The following is an 18,743-nucleotide window of genomic DNA, read 5'->3' on the forward strand; positions in this document are numbered from 1 at the left end:
TGAACCTCTTTCACCCCCATCCCCGCCCTTCCCCCATCGAGGGGGAAGGGAGAGACTGAACCCATGACCCTCATCCTCGCCGGCACCGTCCGCATTGCCCCCGAACGCCTGGCCGAGCTGCGCCCGCACCTGCGTGCCCAGGTCGAGGCCACGCGCCAGGAGCCGGGCTGCCTGGACTATGCCCTGACCGAAGACCCGCTCGATCCCGGCCTGATCCGGGTCTATGAGCACTTCACCGACAAGCCGCCCTGGCCTTCCACCGCGCCACGCCGCACATGGCGACCTGGCGGGCGGCCTGCGCGGCGCTGGGCACCTATGGCCGTGACCTGTCGTCGTTCGACGTTTCTGACTACCGCAAGATCTAGGAAGCCCTCCGATGTCCACGCTTCTCCTGCTGCCCGGCGACGGGATTGGTCCCGAGGTTTGCGCCCAGGTGCGCCGCGTGGCGGCCGCCCTGACGCCAGACCTGAACGTCGAAGAGGCCATCTATGGCGGCGCCAGCTATGACGCCCACGGCACGCCGCTGACCGACGAGGTCCGTGACCGGGCCCTGGCCAGCGACGCGGTGCTGATGGGCGCCGTCGGTGGGCCGCAATGGGCCGCCGCGCCCCGCCACCTGCGTCCGGAAGCGGGCCTGCTGGGCCTGCGCAAGGCGATGGACGTCTATGCCAACCTGCGCCCGGCCTATTGTTTCGAAGCCCTGGCCGACGCCTCCAGCCTCAAGCGCGAGCTGGTCTCGGGCCTGGACATCATGTTCGTCCGTGAACTGACGGGCGGCGTCTATTTCGGCGAACCGCGCGGGATCACCGACCTGGGCAACGGTCAGAAGCGCGGCGTCGACACCCAGGTCTATACGACCGCCGAGATCGAGCGCGTCGCCCGCGTCGCCTTCGAACTGGCCCGGGGCCGGACCAATCGCGTCGCCTCGGCCGAGAAGTCCAATGTCATGGAATCGGGCCTGTTGTGGAAGCAGGTCGTCACCGAACTGCACGCCCGCGACTATGCCGACGTCCAGCTGGAGCATATCCTGGCCGACAACTGCGCCATGCAGCTGGTCCGCGCGCCCAAGCAGTTCGACGTCATCGTCACCGACAACCTGTTTGGCGACATCCTGTCGGACGCCGCCGCCATGCTGACCGGCTCGCTGGGCATGCTGCCCTCGGCGGCGCTGGGCGCAGCTGGCAAACCGGGCCTGTACGAGCCGATCCACGGCTCGGCCCCCGACATCGCCGGCAAGGGCGTCGCCAATCCGCTGGCCGCCATCCTGTCGTTCGAAATGGCCCTGCGCTGGTCGCTGGGCCAGCCGGACGCCGCCGACACTCTGCTGGGCGCCGTCAAGGCGGCCCTGGACGGCGGGGCGCGGACCCGCGACCTGGGCGGCTCGCTGTCGACGGTCGAGATGGGCGACGCGGTTCTGGCGAAGCTTTAGAGCGCGGAAAGTCCTCCCCCTGAAGGGGGAGGGGATCGCGAAGCGATCGGAGGGGGTAGTGCTGCTGCCTCGGCGGGGTCTTCCCCCACCGGCCTGACGGCCGCCTCCCCCTTCAGGGGGAGGACGACAGCCAAGCGATTGGCGGGACAGTGGCGCTCGGCGGCTACTCCGCCGCCCCGGCCTGGGCCGGCTGGCGCACGCCCATCGGGCGCAGGTTCAGGTCCTGGAACAGGGCGCTGTCTTCGTCTTGGCCCGGCAAGGGGGTGGTCAAGAGCTTGCCGCCGACGAAGATCGAGTTGGCGCCGGCCAGGAAGCACAGGGCCTGCAGCTCTCGGCTCATCTCGTCGCGGCCGGCCGACAGGCGGACCATGGACCGGGGACAGACGAGGCGGGCCACGGCGATGGTGCGGACAAATTCGATCGAGTCGATGGCCTTGGCCCCATCGGCCAGCACCCGGTCGCCCAGCGGCGTGCCGCTGATCGGCACCAGGCCGTTGATCGGCAGGCTGTCGGGGTGGCTGGGCAGGGTGGCCAACTGGTGCAGCAGGCTGGCGCGGTCGCGGCGCGTCTCGCCCATGCCGACGATGCCGCCGCAGCAGGTGCTCATGCCGGCGTCGCGGACATGGGCCAGGGTGTCGAGCCGCTCTTGATAGGTGCGGGTCGTCACCACGTCGGCATAGTATTCCGGGCCGGTGTCGAGGTTGTGGTTGTAGTAGTCGAGGCCGGCGTCCTTCAGCGACTTGGCCTGGTCAGCCGTCAGCATGCCCAGGGTGGCGCAGGTTTCCAGGCCCAGGGCTTTGACGCCGCCGATCATGGCCGCCAGCTTCGGAAGGTCGCGGTCCTTCAGCTCGCGCCAGGCCGCGCCCATGCAGAAGCGTTGCGCGCCGCCGTCGCGGGCCGCGCGGGCCTTGGCGATGACGACATCGGCGTCCATCAGCTTCTCGGCTTTCAGGCCGGTCTTGAAGTGAGCGGACTGGCTGCAATAGCCGCAGTTTTCCGCGCAGCCGCCGGTCTTGACCGACAACAGCTGCGAAAGCTGCACTTCAGAGGGATCAAATCCGGCGCGGTGAACGTTAGCGGCCTGGAACACCAGCTCCATGAAGGGCTGATCGAACAGGGCCTCGACCTGGGTCAGGGTCCAGTCGTGACGGGGTTGTGCGGCATTGATTTGCGTCATGGCGCGCACGTTTGAACCGCGTAAAGCCGCTTGGCAAGTCGCCGCCGCCGCGCCATAGGCCTTTGCAGCCGAACAGCGCGCCAGCGGCCAGGCCGAGGGCCAGGATGGGAACATGGATCGAGAAATCGAGCTGAAATTCCTGATCGCCCCGGAGGCGGCCGACGCGATTCTGACCTTGCTGAGCGATGAGGGAGGCGGGGAGAGCGCCGTTCACCAGCTGGACGCCACCTATTTCGACACCCCCGCTCACGCCCTGCGTCAGGCGGGCTTTGGCCTGCGGGTTCGTGACGGCGAGGGCGGCCGCAAGCAGACCCTGAAATCGGCTTCGGCGGGCGGGATCTTCGCACGCGGCGAATGGGAGACCGCCATCGCCGGCCCGGGTCCGGACGATGCGGCCCTGGCGGCGACGCCGGCGGCGGCGGTCGTCAATGGGCAGGCTCTGCACCCGGTGTTCACCACCAAGGTCGAGCGCACGGTGCGCGTGATCCGCCGGGGCGAGACGGTGATCGAGGCGGTGGTGGATCGCGGCGAACTGATCGGCCAGACGCGCCGGGCGCCAGTCTGTGAACTGGAGCTTGAACTCAAGGCCGGGTCGCCGGCGGCGCTGTTCGACCTGGCGCGGGACCTGGCGCAGCGGGTCGCGCTGCGCCTGTCGCTGGTCAGCAAGGCCGAGCGCGGTTACGGCCTGGTCGCTACTGGCCAGTCGGCGTCCGAGACGCACCGCTCGCCCGCCCAGCTGACGCCCGACATGAGCGTCGGCGAGGCCCTGCAGGCGGTCGGACGCGCGGCCCTGTCCCAGCTGTGCGCCAGCGTCGAGGCTCTGCGCGAGCGCCCCGGTCCCGAGGGCGTGCATCAACTGCGGGTCGCCGCGCGCCGCATGCGGGCGCTGCTCAAGGCGTTCAGGCCGCTCTCGGCTGGACCTGAGGCCCTGGCCCTCGACCGCGAACTCAGCTGGCTGGCCGGCGAGCTGGACATGGCCCGGGACCTGGATGTCCTCATCGCCGAAGTCTGGCGACCGACCTCGACGGACCCGCAGGCCCAGGGCGCGGCCGCCTTTGGACGGGCGCTGCTGGCGGCCCAGGCCAGCGCCTATCTGCGCATGGAGGCGGCGCTGGAAAGCCCCCGCGGCCGCGCCCTGCTGCTGGAGGCCGCCGCCTGGCTGGAGGTCGGGTCCTGGACCGCCGCCCCGGACCTGGCCGCCGTCCGCGACGCGCCGGCGCCCGCCTTTGCCGCTGGAATGCTCAAGCATCGTCGCCATGTTCTGGTGAAGAAGAGCGCGCACCTCCAAGACCTGGACCCGCCGACCCGCCATGGCCTGCGCCTGAAGGGCAAGACGCTGCGCTATGCCGCCGCTGACCTGGCCGGCCTGTTCCCTGAGCACCCCAAGCGCACCGAACGCTTCATCGCGGCGACCAAGGCCTTGCAGGACGCCCTGGGCCGCCTCAACGATCTGCATGTCGGCCCCGATCTGGCGCGCAGCGTCGCCTTGGCTAGCGGCGAGCCCGAGGCGAGCCTTGCGGCCGCGCGACTGGCCCGCGGCGGCGATGAGGCGCGCCTGATGCGCCAGGCCCGCCAGGCCCGCGACGCCTTTGCCGAGGCAAGGGCCTTCTGGTGAAGTCTGGCCCATATAAAGATATCTTTATGCGTTAATTGCCCGGAAGGGCCGCCCGCGCTATAAGGCTGGCAAGACATTCACCGACCGCAGGAGCCGACCGTGGCCGACTACATCGTCAAGGACATCTCGCTCGCCGATTACGGCCGCAAGGAAATCGCCATCGCCGAGACCGAAATGCCCGGTCTGATGGCCACCCGCGCCGAATACGGCCCGGGCCAGGTCCTGAAGGGCGCCCGCATCGCCGGCAGCCTGCACATGACCATCCAGACCGCCGTCCTGATCGAGACCCTCACCGCCCTGGGCGCTGAAGTCCGCTGGGCGTCGTGCAACATCTTCTCGACCCAGGACCACGCCGCAGCCGCCATCGCCGCCACCGGCGTGCCGGTGTTCGCCTTCAAGGGCGAGAACCTGGTCGAGTACTGGGAATACGCCCACAAGATCTTCGAATGGCATGACGGCGGCTATCCGAACCTGATCCTCGACGACGGCGGCGACGCCACCCTGCTCTGCGTACTGGGCCCCAAGGCCGAGAAGGACCCGACCCTTCTCGACAACCCGCAGAACGAGGAAGAAGAAGCCCTCTACGCCGTGATGAAGACGTATCTGGCCGAAAAGCCGGGCTTCTACACCGCCATCCGCAACGCCATCACCGGCGTGTCGGAAGAAACCACCACGGGCGTCCACCGCCTGTATCAGATGGCCATCAAGGGCGACCTGCCGTTCCCGGCCATCAACGTCAATGACAGCGTCACCAAGTCCAAGTTCGACAACCTGTATGGCTGCCGCGAAAGCCTGGTCGACGCCATCCGTCGCGGCACCGACGTGATGCTGTCGGGCAAGGTCGCCGTGGTCTGCGGCTATGGCGACGTGGGCAAGGGCTCGGCCGCTTCGCTGCGTCAGGGCGGCGCTCGCGTGATCGTCACCGAAGTCGACCCGATCTGCGCCCTGCAGGCGGCGATGGAAGGCTATGAGGTCCAGACCCTGCAGGACGTCGCGTCCAAGGCCGACATCTTCGTCACGGCCACGGGCAACAAGGACGTCATCACGCTGGACGACATGCGGATGATGAAAAACAACGCCATCGTCTGCAACATCGGCCACTTCGACAGCGAGATTCAGATCGCCGCCCTGCGCAACTTCAAGTGGGACGAGATCAAGCCGCAGGTCCACCACGTGGAATTCCCGGACGGCAAGAAGCTGATCGTGCTGTCGGAAGGCCGTCTGGTGAACCTGGGTAACGCCACGGGTCACCCCTCGTTCGTGATGAGCGCCAGCTTCACCAACCAGACCCTGGCCCAGATCGAACTGTGGACCAACAAGGCCTCGTACGAGAACCAGGTCTACACCCTGCCCAAGCACCTGGACGAGAAGGTCGCCTTCCTCCACCTGGAGAAGCTGGGCGCCAAGCTCTCGACCCTGCGCCCCGATCAGGCCGCCTATATCAACGTGCCGGAAAACGGCCCGTTCAAGCCGGATCACTACCGCTACTAGGATCGCCTTAAGGCGACTGGATCAGGCCCGCTCGCGGAAACGCGGCGGGCCTTTTTCGTGGGCCCGGCGCCGAAAGCGTCGCTGTTGCGTTGATAGGGTGGCAGGAGCCCCCAATGTCCGCAGAACACGACGCCAGACTCGCCAGCCTGATCATCGAGAACGCCCTCGGCTACGCCATCTTCACGATGGACTTGGAAGGTCGTGTGACCAGCTGGAGCCGCGGCGCCGAGACGGTGCTGGGCTATAGCCGCGAGGAGGCGATCGGCATGGCCTTCGGCGAGCTCTTCACCATCCCCGACCGCGAAACGGGCGCGGACAAAAAGGAGCTCGAAAACGCCAAGCAGATGGGCCGGGCCGAGGACACCCGCTGGCACCTGCGCAAGGACGGCGCCCGCTTCTGGGGCAATGGTATGACCATGGGGATCTTCGAGCCGGAACTGACCGGCCTGATGAAGATTCTGCGCGACGAAACCCCGGCCAAGCTGGCCGAGGACCAGCGGGTGCTGCTGCTCAACGAACTGAACCACCGGATCAAGAACACCCTGGCCACGGTGCAGTCGATCACCGAGCAGACGCTGCGCGCCGCCAAGGTCGATCCCGCCATCCGCAACGACCTGACCAATCGCCTGATGGCGGTGTCTGACGCCCACAACGTGCTGGTTGACGAGAGCTGGGCAGGCGCCGACCTTGGTGCCATCGTGCGCCAGGCGCTGGCCCCCCATGACCATAAGGACAACAGCCGCTTCAGGATCGACGGCCCTCTGGTCTGGCTCAGCCCGCAGCAGGCGGTGGCCATGGCCCTGGCCCTGCACGAACTGGCGACCAACGCGCTCAAATATGGCGCCCTTTCCACCGCGAGCGGCCAGGTCGAGATCGCCTGGAACCTGTCGTACAATCAGCTGGGCGCGCGCCAGATCAGCCTGCTCTGGCGCGAGCTGGGCGGACCGCCGGTCACGCCGCCGGCGCGCACGGGGTTTGGCACCCGCCTGATCGCCCGAACCTTCGGCCAGGAAAGCGGCGGCCAGGCGCGGATCGACTATCTGCCACAGGGCGTGCAGTGCGCGATGCAGCTGCCGCTGTCGGTCAGCGGCGAAGAGCCGGCGGCCTGGGCCTCGCTCGTCGCCGACCAGATCAGCCCGCACCGCGCCGCCGCGGTGGTCCGGGCCGACGCCAGGGGCGAGACCGACTCGCCGATTTCCTGAGCGCATAGCCGGATACGCCCAGCGACGCCCTGTTCAAGTTGGCCACGGTCCGGTAAGCCGCTTGCCATGCCACTCGCCTTGATCATCTCCAGCCATGTCGCCGGCAGCCGCGTCGGCGCATCGGCCCAGGCCACAGCGCTTGTCCAGTTCCGCATCGACTCGATGGTCGTTCCGACCGTGCTGTTCGGCCGCCACCCCGGCTGGGGCGTGCCCGGCGGGGCGCCTGTGCCGATCGAGGTTCTGGAAGGCATGCTCGACGGCCTGGAGGCCAATGGTCTGTTTGGCCTGACCGACATCGTCATCACCGGCTATTTCGCCAGCGCCGCCCAGGTGCGCGCCGCCGCCCGCGCCATCGACGCCGTGCGCGAGGCCCCTCGCGAAGGCGCCGCCAGCCGCAAGCCCTCGATCATTGTCGACCCCACCATGGGCGACGCCGGCAAGGGCCTCTACGTGCTGCCCGAGGTGGCTGAGGCCATCGCCGCCGAGCTGATCCCCCGCGCCGACGTGGTGGCCTGCAATGCCTGGGAGCTGAAGAAGCTGACCGGGGCCGACGCCCGCGATCCGCAATCGGCCATGCGCGCCGCCCGCCTGCTGGGCAAGCCGACCCTGGTCTCATCCGTCCATCGCGGGGCCGAGATCGGCGTCGTCCTGGCGGACCGCAAGGAGGCCTGGCTGGCCGCCCACGCCAAGGCCGAGCGCTCGCCCAGCGGCACGGGCGATCTGCTGACCGCCCTCTATGCCGCCTCGATCCTGGAAGGCCAGACCCTGTCCTACGGCCTGGCCCGCGCCGTCGGCGGCGTGGCCGAGACCGTGACGGCGGCCAATATCTGGAACGCGCCGGAGCTGCCGATCGTGGCCATGGGCGCGCGGATCAAGCAGACCTCGCCCACCGTGCGTATCGAGCGACTGGCCTAGAAGGACGTGTCATCCCGGCCAAGCGCGAAGCGCGCCGAGCCGGGACCGCCGGAAGCTCGGCGTTTGTTGCGGTCCCGGGTCTTCGCTGCGCTTCGCCCGGGATGACAATGAGGTTGGGCGTGCGGTAGACCGTTTGCATGACCGACATCACCGGCGTCTGCCCCGATCGCTTTTCCCGCGTCCGCGACGTGTTCGAGGCCAATTTCGCCGACGGCGGCGAGCTGGGCGCCCGGTTCGCCTTCGCCGTCGAGGGCGAGATCGTCGTCGACCTGGTGGGCGGCCATGCCGATCGCCAGCGCAGCATCCCCTTCGGTCCAGACACCCTGACGGCGCTGTTTTCCACCACCAAGGCTGTCGCGTCCCTGATGGTCGCGCGCCTCGTCGACGAAGGTCGCCTGGCCTATGACCAGCCCGTCGCCGATGTCTGGCCGGAGTTCGCCCAGGCCGGCAAGCAGGACATCACGGTTGAGCAGGCCATGTCGCACCAGGCTGGCCTGTCGGGCTTTCCCGACCAGACCGATCCGGCCATCTGGTTCGACTGGGACGCCACCTGCGCCAAGCTGGCGGCCATGGCCCCGCTGTTCCCGGTCGGGACGGCCAGTGGCTATCATCCCGTCACCTTCGGCTATCTGGCCGGCGAGATCTTCCGCCGCGTCGATGGCCGGACGATGGGAACGGCCCTGCGCGAGGACATCGCCCAGCCGTTTGGCCTGGACCTCTGGATCGGTCTGCCCGACAGCGAGCACGCCCGCACCGCCGAACTGATGCGCCCCACGACCCTGCCGAAGTTCGGCGAGATGAACGCCGCCGTGAAGGCCGCCTTCATGACCGCGTGGGCTGCGCCCTCGGGCCGGGGCACGGACGAGTGGCGCCGCGTCGAGATCCCCTCGGCCAATGGTCATGCCACCGCGCCGGCCCTGGCGCGGCTGATGGGCGCCCTGGCCAATGGCGGGGTGCTGGACGGCAAGTCGCTGATCACCCCGGCCGGGATCAAGGCCGCGACCGCTGAACGCATCGTCGGCCGGGACCTGGTGCTGCCCTATGACATCAGCTGGGGCGCGGGTTTCATGCGCAACACGCCCAACTTCTTCTATGGCCCGACCGCCGAGGCGTTCGGCCATTCGGGCTGGGGCGGGTCTTGCGCCTTCGCCGATCCGACGACGGGCGTGTCCGGATCCTATGTGATGAACAAGCAGGGCAACGCCCTGATCGGCGACCCCCGCGCGGTGCGGCTGATCGAGGCGGCCTACGCCTGCCTTTAGCGCGATCTAGAGCATCGTGCGGAAAAGTGGATGCCGGTTTTCCGCAAAAACGATGCGAAAATAAAAAGCTAGAGCGAAGTGCGCGATTCTTGTATCGCGCGTTTCGATCTAGAAGCTGGCGCGCAGGGCCGTGGTCAGGCGCAGATTGTCCTGCCGCCGATCTTCGCCAAGGCGGACACGGTCCGGGCGGTCGGCGGTGACAAACACGCCTTCGACGACCAGATCCAGCGTCGCGCGGAGCGGTTGAGTCCAGGCCAGCGTCGCGGCCCAGCCATGCTCGGCATTGTTGTCGCGGTCCTTGAAGCTGCGATCATCGGTGGAGAACTGCTCAAGCCGCGTCGTGATCGCGCCGCTGCGAAGGTCGCGCGACATCAGGATGAAGGCACTCTGAAAGCCGACATCGGCGACGGTCTGGCCCAGAAGGCGTGGCCCCATGCTGGCCTCGCCCTGCATGGCCTGGACGAGCACCTCTGTCTTGGCGTCGGGCGACCAGCGCGCGCCGGCCTGGATGAAGCGCGTCCGCCAAGCGTACTGGCCGTTGACCACCGTGGTGCGGTCGCCATTGTTGTCATAGGCCAGCAAGCTAACGTCGAGGGTTTCGATCGGCTTGATGTCGAGGCGACCATAGGCGCCCCAACGCCCGTCCACCTCATCGACGGGCCGGGTTCGTGTCGCCTGTTTCCCCACAAACATCCCGGGCACCGGCGGCAGGGGCAGGGCGCCGTTCCAGGTGGCGCGCAGGTCATGCAGGGCCCAGCCCCGAAACGCCAGCAGCGTGCCGGAGGTGTCGTTGCCCTGGAAGCCGGCCACTGTCAGGCCCACAGGGCGACCGATGGCTGTGGTGCGCGCCGTCAGTTCCAGACCGGCCGTCTTCACCTCTTCGGCGACCCAGCTGTTGATCGCCGACGGGGTCAGCGAGCGCGACAGCGACCACTCCGAGCCATCGTGTTCCAGCGAGATCGGCGGGAAGAACAGACCCGCGCGACCCGACAGGCGCAGCGGCGCGCCGGGAGAGGGGCGCAGGGTCAGATAGGCTTCGTCGAGACCGACGCGCGGGGAAAGGGCTGACTGGACGTCGGCGCTGACCAAGGCCCCGAACCGGCCGCCGAGGCTGGGCCGCCAGGCGATGATGGCGCCGGCCGTCGCCGTCTCGCCGCTGCCCGCCTTGCCAAGCCCGCGATCGACCCAGGATCGTTCGCTGTCCCCGACCGACAGTCCCACAGTCGCCACGCCGGAGAACGGCTCACGCGACAGCAGCGATTGGCCTGCGGCCGACGAAAAGCTCGTCAGGGCTCCAGTGAGGCTGACCAGGAGAAGGCGCAGGATGACCGACATGGCCACCAGACCTATCAACGGGTTGCTGAGGTCCGGTTAATGACGGTCAGGTCGCCGCCGCCACCCCCCGCGTCCGCTTCCAGGCCCCGTAGGCGAACACCGCCACGCCGGCCCAGATAAAGGCGAAGGACAACGCCCGCATCGGCGTGACAGCCTCGCCCAGGGCGATTCCGACCCCGAACTGCAGGGTCGGGGCCAGGAACTGCAGGAAGCCCATGGCGCTCAGCGGCATGCGCCGCGCCGACCAGGCGAACAGGGCCAGCGGCACGACGGTGGCGGGGCCGGCCAGCAGCAGCAAGGTGGTCACGCCCGCCCCGCCGCCGAAGTGGCCGGCGCCGGTCGATTGCAGGTGCAGCACATAGAAAAGGCCCGGCACGGCCAGATAGGCGCACTCGATGAACAGGCCGGTCTGGGCGTCGGCCTTCACCTGCTTGCGCAGGATGGCGTAGGCGCAGAAGCTCAGGGCCAAGCCCAGCGAGATCACCGGCAGATGGCCCAGGGCGGCGGTCTGGATCGCCACGCCCACCACAGCCAGGCCGATGGCGATGGCGCCCTCGCGGCTGATCCGTTCACGGAACAGGATGGCGCCCGCCGCCATGTTCATCAGCGGATTGATGTAATAGCCCAGGCTGGCCTCGATCACCTGCCCGGCGTTCACCGCGAACACATAGATCGTCCAGTTGATGAAGATGGCCGCTGTCGAGCAGGCCAGGATCAGCAGGGTCTTGGGCTGGCGCAGCACCGCCGCCAGCTGGCCCGCCTGCCTGGCCAGCAGCACGGCCATGAAGGCCCAGGGCGCCGCCCACAGGGTACGGTGGGCGATCATCTCCCAGGAGCCGACGCCCAGCTTGGCCAACAGGTGGAAATACAGCGGCAGGAAGCCCCACAGCATGTAGCAGCCCACCGCGGCGATCACGGCTGTCCGGGCTTCGTCCGGGGTCTTGCTCAAGTCCGCCGACATGGCGCTGGTCCTTCAATCACAAACGAAAAGGGCTCCCGAGACCTTAAGTCCCGGGAGCCCCTAAATCCGCCACCCGCCTGTTGCGGAAGGGGGTTCAGGCCGGGGTTTTCTGCTTGATCAGACCCTTGTCGTGCAGAAGCTGCGCGATCTGCACGGCGTTCAGCGCGGCGCCCTTGCGCAGGTTGTCGGCCACGCACCACAGCACGATGCCGTTCTCGACGGTGGGATCGGTGCGGATGCGCGAGACATAGACCGGGAACTCGCCGGCGCATTCCTTGGGCGTCATGTAGCCGCCGTCTTCGCGCTTATCGATGACTTCCACGCCGTCGGCGTCGCGCAGGATCTCGCGGACATCGTCCTCGTCCAGCGGGGTTTCAAACTCGATATTGATCGCTTCGGCGTGACCCACCATGACCGGCACGCGCACGCAGGTGGCGACCAGCTTGATCGACGGATCCAGGATCTTCTTGGTCTCCGCCATCATCTTCCACTCTTCCTTCGTGAAGCCGTCCTCCATGAAGCTGTCGATGTGGGGGATCACGTTGAAGGCGATCTGCTTGGTGAACTTCTTGGGCGGCGGCGCGCCCAGGACGAACACGCCCTTGGTCTGCTCCCACAGCTCGTCCATGCCTTCCTTGCCCGCGCCCGACACCGACTGGTAGGTCGAGACGACGACGCGCCGGATCTTGGCTTCGGCGTGCAGGGGGGCCAGCACCACCACCAACTGCGCGGTCGAGCAGTTGGGGTTGGCGATGATGTTCTTGGGCATCTTCAGAACGGCGTCCGGGTTCACTTCCGGCACCACCAGCGGCACGTCCGGATCCATCCGGAAGTGGCTGGAATTGTCGATCACGATCGGACCGGCCGCGCCGATCTTCTCGCCCCATTCCTTGGAGATGGCGCCGCCGGCGCTCATCAGCACGATGTCGACCGTGCTGAAGTCGAACTGGGCCAGATCCTCGCACTTGAGGATCTGATTGCCGAACGAGACCTCGACGCCAATGGATTTGCGGCTGGCGATGGCGTGCATTTTATCGACGGGGAATTTCACTTCCTCGAGGATATTGAACATCTCACGGCCAACATTGCCCGTGGCGCCGACCACGGCGACCCGGTAACCCATAGCGGTCTCCAATCTGACTTTTCCGCCCTGAAACGACGGGAAGCGACCCGTTACGCCCCGGGGGGGCGATAGGCAAGGCAAGGGTTTCTCTCAGGCCCGATAGAAGCTGGCCCATGCGGCACTTTTTCACCCCTGGCCTGTGTCGGACCCGTTCCGCGCCGGCGTGTCCGTCATCCGATCAGATGCTCGCGCCACGCTGCGCGCAGCACCTTCTTGTCGATCTTGCCCGTCGCCGTCAGCGGCACAGCCGCGAAGACCACGTCGTCGGGCGTCCACCATTTGACGATGCGCGGGGCGAGATAGTCCAGCACCTCGAGCTTGGTCACGCTGGCCCCGTCATGCAGCTCGATCACCAGCAGCGGCCGCTCTTCCCACTTGGGATGCGGCACGCCGATCACGGCGGCCACTTTCACGCCGGGGCAGCCGACGGCCACGTTCTCGAGATCGATCGAGCTGATCCATTCGCCGCCCGACTTGATCACGTCCTTCTGGCGGTCGGTGATGCGCATGAAGCCGTGCTGGTCGAGGGTGGCGATGTCGCCGGTGTCGAACCAGCCGTCGTCCTGGGCCACATCGGCGTCCTGACGGAAATAGCGCTTCACCACCCAGGGGCCCCGCACCTTCAGCGCGCCCGAGGTCTCGCCGTCCCAGGGGGCGTCGGAGCCATCATCGGCCTCGACCTTCAGCTCGATGCCGAACTGCAGCCGGCCCTGGCGGGTCCAGATGGCTTCGTCCATGGCCTCTTCGCCCAGGGCGGCCAGCGAGGGCGTGGGTGTCGCGACGACCCCGATCGGGCAGGTCTCGGTCATGCCCCAGATCTGCAGCACCGAGACGCCGTAGAGCCGCTTGAAGGTCTCGGCCATGGCCCGCGGGACCGCGCTGCCGCCGATGACGACCCGCTTGAGGCCGTCCGGCCGCTGGCCGGTCTGTTCGAGCCAGGCCAGGTACATCGTCCAGATGGTCGGTACGCCGCCGGTGAAGGTGACGCCCTCGCCCTCGATCAGGGCGTGGAGCGAGGCCCCGTCCATCTTGTCGCCCGGCAAAACCAGCTTGGTCCCGCAGATCGGGGCGCTGAACGGCAGGCCCCAGGCGGTGGCGTGATAGAGGCTGGAACAGGGCATCACCACATCGAAGGCGGTGAACCCAAAAGCGCTGTTGAGGCCTCCGGCCATGGCGTGCAGCACCACGGCGCGATGCGAATACAGCACCCCCTTGGGATCGCCGGTCGTGCCCGAGGTGTAACAGAGGAAGGCCCCGGCGTTCTCGTCGAAGCTGGGCCAGGCGATCGTGTCGGCCTCACCGGCGATCAGGGCCTCGTAGGAGATCGCGCCCACCGGGCCGGGGACCGTCCGCTCGGGGTCCGACAGCATCACGAAGGTCTTCACCGTGCTCAGTTGCGGCGCGATGCGCTCGACCAGGGCCTGGAAGTTGCGGTCAAAGAACAGCACGCCGCTTTCCGCGTGATTGATCGTGTAGACGATCTGCTCGTCGAACAGCCGGGGATTGGCGGTGTGCAGCACCGCCCCGATGCCGGGCGCGGCGTAGAACAGCTCCAGATGCCGGTGGGTGTTCCACGCCAGGGAGGTCACCCGGTCGCCGGGCTGAACGCCCAGCCGCTTCAGCGCGTGAGCCAACTGGGCGGAGCGGCGGGCCAGGCCCGCATAGTCATAGCGCCAGACCGGCTCGTCGATCAGCTTGGAGACGATCTCGCGCGCGCCATGGGCCTGCTGCGCATAGGTCAGGATGCCGCTGATCATCAGCGGGGTGGTCTGCATCAGGCCCGGTAACATGCGCGGCGCTCCCTTTGATCTGTTGTTGGGATGTGTTGCTGGGATCAGCCTAGGGCGTCGCGCAAGGTTTGGGGAAGGGGGCGCCGCACGCCGCAGCTCCTGGACCGGCGACTATGGGGACACAGCGCCCTCAATCCCCGTTCTTCTAAAGCGAGACTTCAACCAGATCAGCAACTTGCAAAAAACTTGATCGCGCCCGTCAGACGCGCCCAAACCGCCTGCATAATCAATCTCACCTGACAGCACGGGAAGGGCGCACGTACGGCGGCCGTTGCGGCTGTCAGGGGTGGTCGAGCGGGAAGCGCCCGTCGGCCGTCGTCCAAGGCCCGGCAGGGTCTGGTGGAGCGGATCGGTCCTTGCGGGGGCCGGACGCGTTGAAGCCGGACCGGGACCGCCGGGAACGCCCTTTGGCGACGCCCGCACGATGCGCAGCAGGCATGGGCTGAAATCGCCCATGCGGTCTGGACGGGGTCGCTAACCCCTCCACCCGCCGGAGGCCGAAGGTCGAGAGCGGGTTAAAACCCCGCGCCTCGAAGGCTTCCGTCTGAAGATCACGCGGAGCGTCTGTCTTCGTCGAAACGGTATTCAACTATCCCATCCTCCGGGCGAGGCCCGGACGCTCCGCGACCCTTCCCACACCTTCAGCGGTCACCGCGTGAAGCGGCGAAGCCGTCTGCCCGCGCCCCTACTTCAACAGCCCGCCGGGCGGGGTGTAGTGCACCTGGGCGCCCGGCCCCAGCGGCCAGTCGAAGGCCACCCAGGCCAGGGTCATGGCGACGCCGGCCACCATGAAGGCCAGGGCGTAGGGCAGCATCAGGGCCAGCAGCGATCCGACCCCCATATTGCTGTCCCAGCGCCGGGTCATGGCCAGAACCAGCGGGAAATAGCTCATCAGAGGGGTCATCAGATTGGTGAAGCTGTCGCCCATCCGATAGGCGGCGGTGGTCATTTCGGGCGAGATGCCCAGCAGCATGAACATCGGCACCACCACCGGGGCCAGGGCGCTCCACTTGGCCGAGGCCGAGCCGATGAAGAGGTCCAGCACCGATGAGAAGCCGAGAACACTGACCAGCAGCATTGGCGCCGGCAGGTTCATGGCCTTCAGGGACTCGGCCCCGTGGATGGCGGCGATGGGGCCCAGCCGCGACCAGTTGAACATCGCCACGAAATGGGCGGCGAAGAAGGCGAAGACGATATAGGGGGCCACGGAACGGACCCCGTCGGCCATCATGTTAACGACGTCCTTGTCCGAGCGGACCGTGCCGAACCCGATGCCGAACGCCACGCCACAGGACAGGAACAGCAGCATGAAGCCGGCGATCAGCGCGCTGTAGAACGGGGTCAGCTGGGCCGGCCCGGTCTTGGTCTCGTCGATCAGCGGGGTAAAGCCGGGGATCAGGGTCAGGGCGGCAAAGAGGGCCACCACAGCCAGGGCCGCCAGACCCGCCAGCTTCAGGCCTCGCTTCTCCTGCGGCGTCACCGCCGACTTGGCCAGCTCGGCCTTGAGACCGTCATCAGCCTGTCCGCCCCAGACCCCAAGGCGAGGCTCGATCACCCGGTCGGTCAGGAACCAGGCGATGGGGGTAAAGACGAAGACGATGGCCAGGATGTACCACCAGTTGCCCAGCGGGTTCATGGTCCAGGTCGGGTCGATGATCCGGGCCGCTTCCTGGGTGAAGCCAAACAGCACCACATCGAACTGGCCCGGCGTCAGATTGCCGGCAAAGCCACCCGACACGGCCGCAAAACCGGCGGCGATGCCGGCCAGGGGATGGCGGCCGACGGCGGCGAACAGCAGGCCCGCCAGCGGGATGAACACCACATAGGCGGCGTCCGAGGCGTGGTGCGAGACCATGCCGATCACCACCACCAGCGGGGTCAGGATGGCCTTGGGCGCCTCGCGCAGACTGGCCCGGATCAGGGCGCTGAACAGGCCCGAGCGTTCGGCCACCGCCGCCCCCAGGATCACCACCAGAACCAGGCCCAGCGGCGCAAAGTTCGTCAGGGTCTTGGGCATTTCGGTGAACAGCCGGGCCAGATTGGCCTCGGAGAACAGGCTGCTGGCCGCATAGGTCAGGACGCCGTTTTCCAGCTCGCCAAACTGAGGGGCCTCGTCGCCGCCATAGGTGATCGAGGCCGACCAGCCCAGGGCCTGGCCCAGGGCCGACAGGGCCATCAGCCCCAGGATCAACCACACGAAGATCATCACGGGCTCGGGCAGCAGATTGCCCAGTCGTTCGACCGCGCCCAGAAAGCCCTTTTGTCGGGCGTTGGGCGTCGGATCCGAAGTCTGCGTCGCGCTCATACAGGTTTGGCCTGACTCTAAGAGACCCCCATCCCTCAAGCTCCACCGCTAAAGGGCTTGGCGCGCAGCGTAAAGAGCCCGACGGCGCCGGCCCGTCTGTTTGCGCCATTTGCCGCTAAGCGGGGCCGGGCGCCTGGCGGGCAAGGCCGCCGGGCGCCCAAGCGCCGTCAATAGGGCAGGTTGTCCGCCGCCGGGGTGGTCGACGCCGGGACCTCGGCGCCGGGACCTTCCGGCGGCGCGGACGGATCGATCAGGTCGCCGATCAGGTCTTCGCCCACCACCGGTGGCGGTTCGATGACACCGCCCGGGATCGGGGTGGACTTGAGGCGCGGCAGGGCGGCGGCCATGAAGTTGCGCCAGATCTCGGCCGGGGCGCCGCCGCCGGTCACCCGCTTCATCGGGGTATTGTCGTCCTTGCCGGTCCAGACGGCGGCGACGAAGCCGCCAGAATAGCCGACGAACCAGGCGTCGCGGTAGTCGCTGGTGGTGCCGGTCTTGCCGGCGACATCATAGCTGGCGACCTTGGCGCGGGTCCCGGTGCCGGCGGTCACGACCTGGCGCATCATCTGGTTCATGTACTGCAGTCCCGGCGAGCCGATCACGGCCGGACGCGAGGTCTTCTCGACGCCGTGGTCGTACAGCACCTTGCCGCTGGCGGTGCGGATGCGTTCGATGCCGTAGCCCTTGGCCAGGAAGCCGCCGTTCGAGAACGGGGCATAGGCCTGGGCCATTTCCATCGGCGAGACCTCGACCGCGCCCAGGGCCATCGACGGATCCAGCTGGATCTTGCTGGTGATGCCCAGGCGACGGGCGGTGTTGGCCACATTGCTGGTGCCGACCTCATTGGCCAGGCGCGCGGCGATCGTATTGATCGACTGGGCCAGGGCGGTCTGCAGGGTCATCGGGCCCAGATACTTGTTGGTGTAGTTCTTGGGCTCCCAACTTCCGATTTTCACAGGTTCGTCGACCACCATGACATTGGGCGTGCGGCCCTGCTCCATCGCCGTCAGATAGACGAACGGCTTGAAGGCGCTGCCGGCCTGGCGGCGGGCGGTGGTGGCGCGGTCGAACTGGGTTTCCCCATAGTCGGCCCCGCCGACATAGGCGCGGATGCGGCCCTCGCCGTCGATGGCCACCAGGGCCGCCTGCTCGACGCCCTGCTTGATATGCCCCTCGACGCCCAGCTTGACCGAGCGCTCAGCGGCCACCTGGATCGGCAGGTCCAGGGTGGTTTCGACCACCAGGTCCTCGGTGGGTTCGCCGACCAGCGAGCGCACCTGACCATCGATATAGTCGGTGAAATACTGGGCCCGTTGGTTGGCCAGGGTGGCCGAGACCTGCACGGGGGTCTTGAAGGCCTCGTCGCGCTCCTCGGCGGTGATGGCCCTGATGCGCACCATCTCGTCCAGCACGACGGTGGCGCGGCGGGCGGCGCGTTCGCTGGCGCTGACCGGCGAATAGCGGGCAGGGCCCTTCATCATGCCGGCCAGCAGGGCGCTCTCGCCGATGGTCAGCTGATTGGCGGGCTTGTTGAAATAGCGCTGCGAGGCGGCCTCGATGCCATAGGCGCCGGCCCCGAAATAGACCCGGTTCATATAGAGGGCCAGGATCTGCTTCTTGCTGAACTTCAGCTCCAGCCAGACGGCCAGGATCAGCTCCTGGGCCTTGCGGCGATAGTTCTGGGCGGGGCTGAGGAACAGGTTGCGGGCCAGCTGCTGGGTGATGGTCGAGCCGCCGCGCTGGGGGCCGTCATGGGTCATGTTCCAGGCGACCGAGCGCAGGATGCCCCAGGGGTTGAAGCCGAAGTGGCGATAGAACTGGCGGTCCTCGATGGCCACGAAGGCGGCCGGGACATATTTGGGCAGGGCGTCGATATCGACCGGCGGCGCGTACTGGCTGCCGCGCACGGCCAGCAGGGCGCCCGAACGATCCAGATAGTTGATCGAGGGCTGGCGTTTGACGTCATAGAGCTTGGACGTATCGGGCAGATCGCTGGCGAACACGGCGAAGAAGGCGACGATGAAGATCAGGCCCCAGACGCCGACGACCGTGCCCCAATAGAGCGCGGCCTGCAGCGGCGTACGTTGGGGCTTCGCCGGTCTGTTCCCGCCGAAGGTGCCGTTGGCCATGTCGTCTCT

The 18,743-nt window shown here is 67.7% G+C and carries 13 protein-coding genes and 1 pseudogene; 7 read left to right on the forward strand and 7 right to left on the reverse strand.

Going from position 1 to position 18,743, the window contains the following annotated elements; genetic code table 11:
- Positions 1-63 precede the first annotated feature (63 nt).
- Positions 64-365 (forward strand): annotated as a pseudogene (locus tag ACN2C8_RS00435) (putative quinol monooxygenase).
- A gap of 11 nt (positions 366-376) precedes the next feature.
- Complete coding sequence (gene leuB, locus ACN2C8_RS00440) at positions 377-1,429, forward strand: 3-isopropylmalate dehydrogenase (RefSeq protein ID WP_419253765.1); 1,053 nt, start codon at positions 377-379, stop codon at positions 1,427-1,429.
- 163 nt (positions 1,430-1,592) lie between these two features.
- On the opposite strand, the gene bioB is transcribed toward leuB, so the two are convergent.
- Positions 1,593-2,606, reverse strand: coding sequence for a biotin synthase BioB (bioB, locus tag ACN2C8_RS00445; RefSeq protein WP_419253767.1), 1,014 nt, complete (start codon positions 2,604-2,606; stop codon positions 1,593-1,595).
- A 112-nt stretch (positions 2,607-2,718) separates the two neighbouring features.
- On the opposite strand from bioB, the gene ACN2C8_RS00450 reads away from it, so the two are divergent.
- The 5 genes from ACN2C8_RS00450 to ACN2C8_RS00470 all read left to right on the forward strand — a co-directional run bounded on the left by ACN2C8_RS00450 (position 2,719) and on the right by ACN2C8_RS00470 (position 9,091).
- Positions 2,719-4,221: a CHAD domain-containing protein gene (locus ACN2C8_RS00450; protein ID WP_419253769.1), complete on the forward strand. Its 1,503-nt coding sequence runs from the start codon at positions 2,719-2,721 to the stop codon at positions 4,219-4,221.
- 99 nt (positions 4,222-4,320) lie between these two features.
- Positions 4,321-5,712 carry an adenosylhomocysteinase gene (gene ahcY, locus ACN2C8_RS00455; protein ID WP_419253771.1) on the forward strand — a complete coding sequence of 464 codons (1,392 nt, stop codon included), beginning with the start codon at positions 4,321-4,323 and terminating at the stop codon, positions 5,710-5,712.
- A 113-nt stretch (positions 5,713-5,825) separates the two neighbouring features.
- The gene (locus ACN2C8_RS00460; RefSeq protein WP_419253772.1) at positions 5,826-6,914 is read left to right on the forward strand and encodes a sensor histidine kinase; all 1,089 of its coding nucleotides are present in this window, start codon (positions 5,826-5,828) and stop codon (positions 6,912-6,914) included.
- Positions 6,915-6,980: 66 nt separating this feature from the next.
- Positions 6,981-7,829, forward strand: a complete 849-nt coding sequence (locus tag ACN2C8_RS00465; protein WP_419253774.1) for a pyridoxal kinase — start codon at positions 6,981-6,983, stop codon at positions 7,827-7,829.
- A gap of 137 nt (positions 7,830-7,966) precedes the next feature.
- The gene (locus ACN2C8_RS00470) at positions 7,967-9,091 is read left to right on the forward strand and encodes a serine hydrolase domain-containing protein (RefSeq protein ID WP_419253776.1); all 1,125 of its coding nucleotides are present in this window, start codon (positions 7,967-7,969) and stop codon (positions 9,089-9,091) included.
- A gap of 108 nt (positions 9,092-9,199) precedes the next feature.
- On the opposite strand, the gene ACN2C8_RS00475 is transcribed toward ACN2C8_RS00470, so the two are convergent.
- The 6 genes from ACN2C8_RS00475 to ACN2C8_RS00500 form a co-directional block, all read right to left on the reverse strand.
- Positions 9,200-10,432 (reverse strand): hypothetical protein, encoded by a 1,233-nt coding sequence (locus ACN2C8_RS00475; RefSeq protein WP_419253778.1) that lies wholly within the window; start codon positions 10,430-10,432, stop codon positions 9,200-9,202.
- 40 nt (positions 10,433-10,472) lie between these two features.
- Positions 10,473-11,387 (reverse strand): EamA family transporter RarD, encoded by a 915-nt coding sequence (gene rarD, locus ACN2C8_RS00480; RefSeq protein WP_419253780.1) that lies wholly within the window; start codon positions 11,385-11,387, stop codon positions 10,473-10,475.
- A gap of 94 nt (positions 11,388-11,481) precedes the next feature.
- The gene (locus tag ACN2C8_RS00485; protein WP_419253782.1) at positions 11,482-12,510 is read right to left on the reverse strand and encodes an aspartate-semialdehyde dehydrogenase; all 1,029 of its coding nucleotides are present in this window, start codon (positions 12,508-12,510) and stop codon (positions 11,482-11,484) included.
- Between the two features lie 170 nt (positions 12,511-12,680).
- Entirely contained in the window at positions 12,681-14,300 is a 1,620-nt protein-coding gene (locus tag ACN2C8_RS00490) for a long-chain fatty acid--CoA ligase (protein ID WP_419253784.1), read from the reverse strand.
- 685 nt (positions 14,301-14,985) lie between these two features.
- The gene (locus tag ACN2C8_RS00495) at positions 14,986-16,605 is read right to left on the reverse strand and encodes an AbgT family transporter (RefSeq protein WP_419253786.1); all 1,620 of its coding nucleotides are present in this window, start codon (positions 16,603-16,605) and stop codon (positions 14,986-14,988) included.
- A 167-nt stretch (positions 16,606-16,772) separates the two neighbouring features.
- Positions 16,773-18,734 (reverse strand): transglycosylase domain-containing protein, encoded by a 1,962-nt coding sequence (locus ACN2C8_RS00500; RefSeq protein ID WP_419253788.1) that lies wholly within the window; start codon positions 18,732-18,734, stop codon positions 16,773-16,775.
- Between the last annotated feature and the right edge of the window lie 9 nt (positions 18,735-18,743).

Source organism: Caulobacter sp. ErkDOM-C (assembly GCF_048541825.1).
Lineage (GTDB): Bacteria > Pseudomonadota > Alphaproteobacteria > Caulobacterales > Caulobacteraceae > Caulobacter.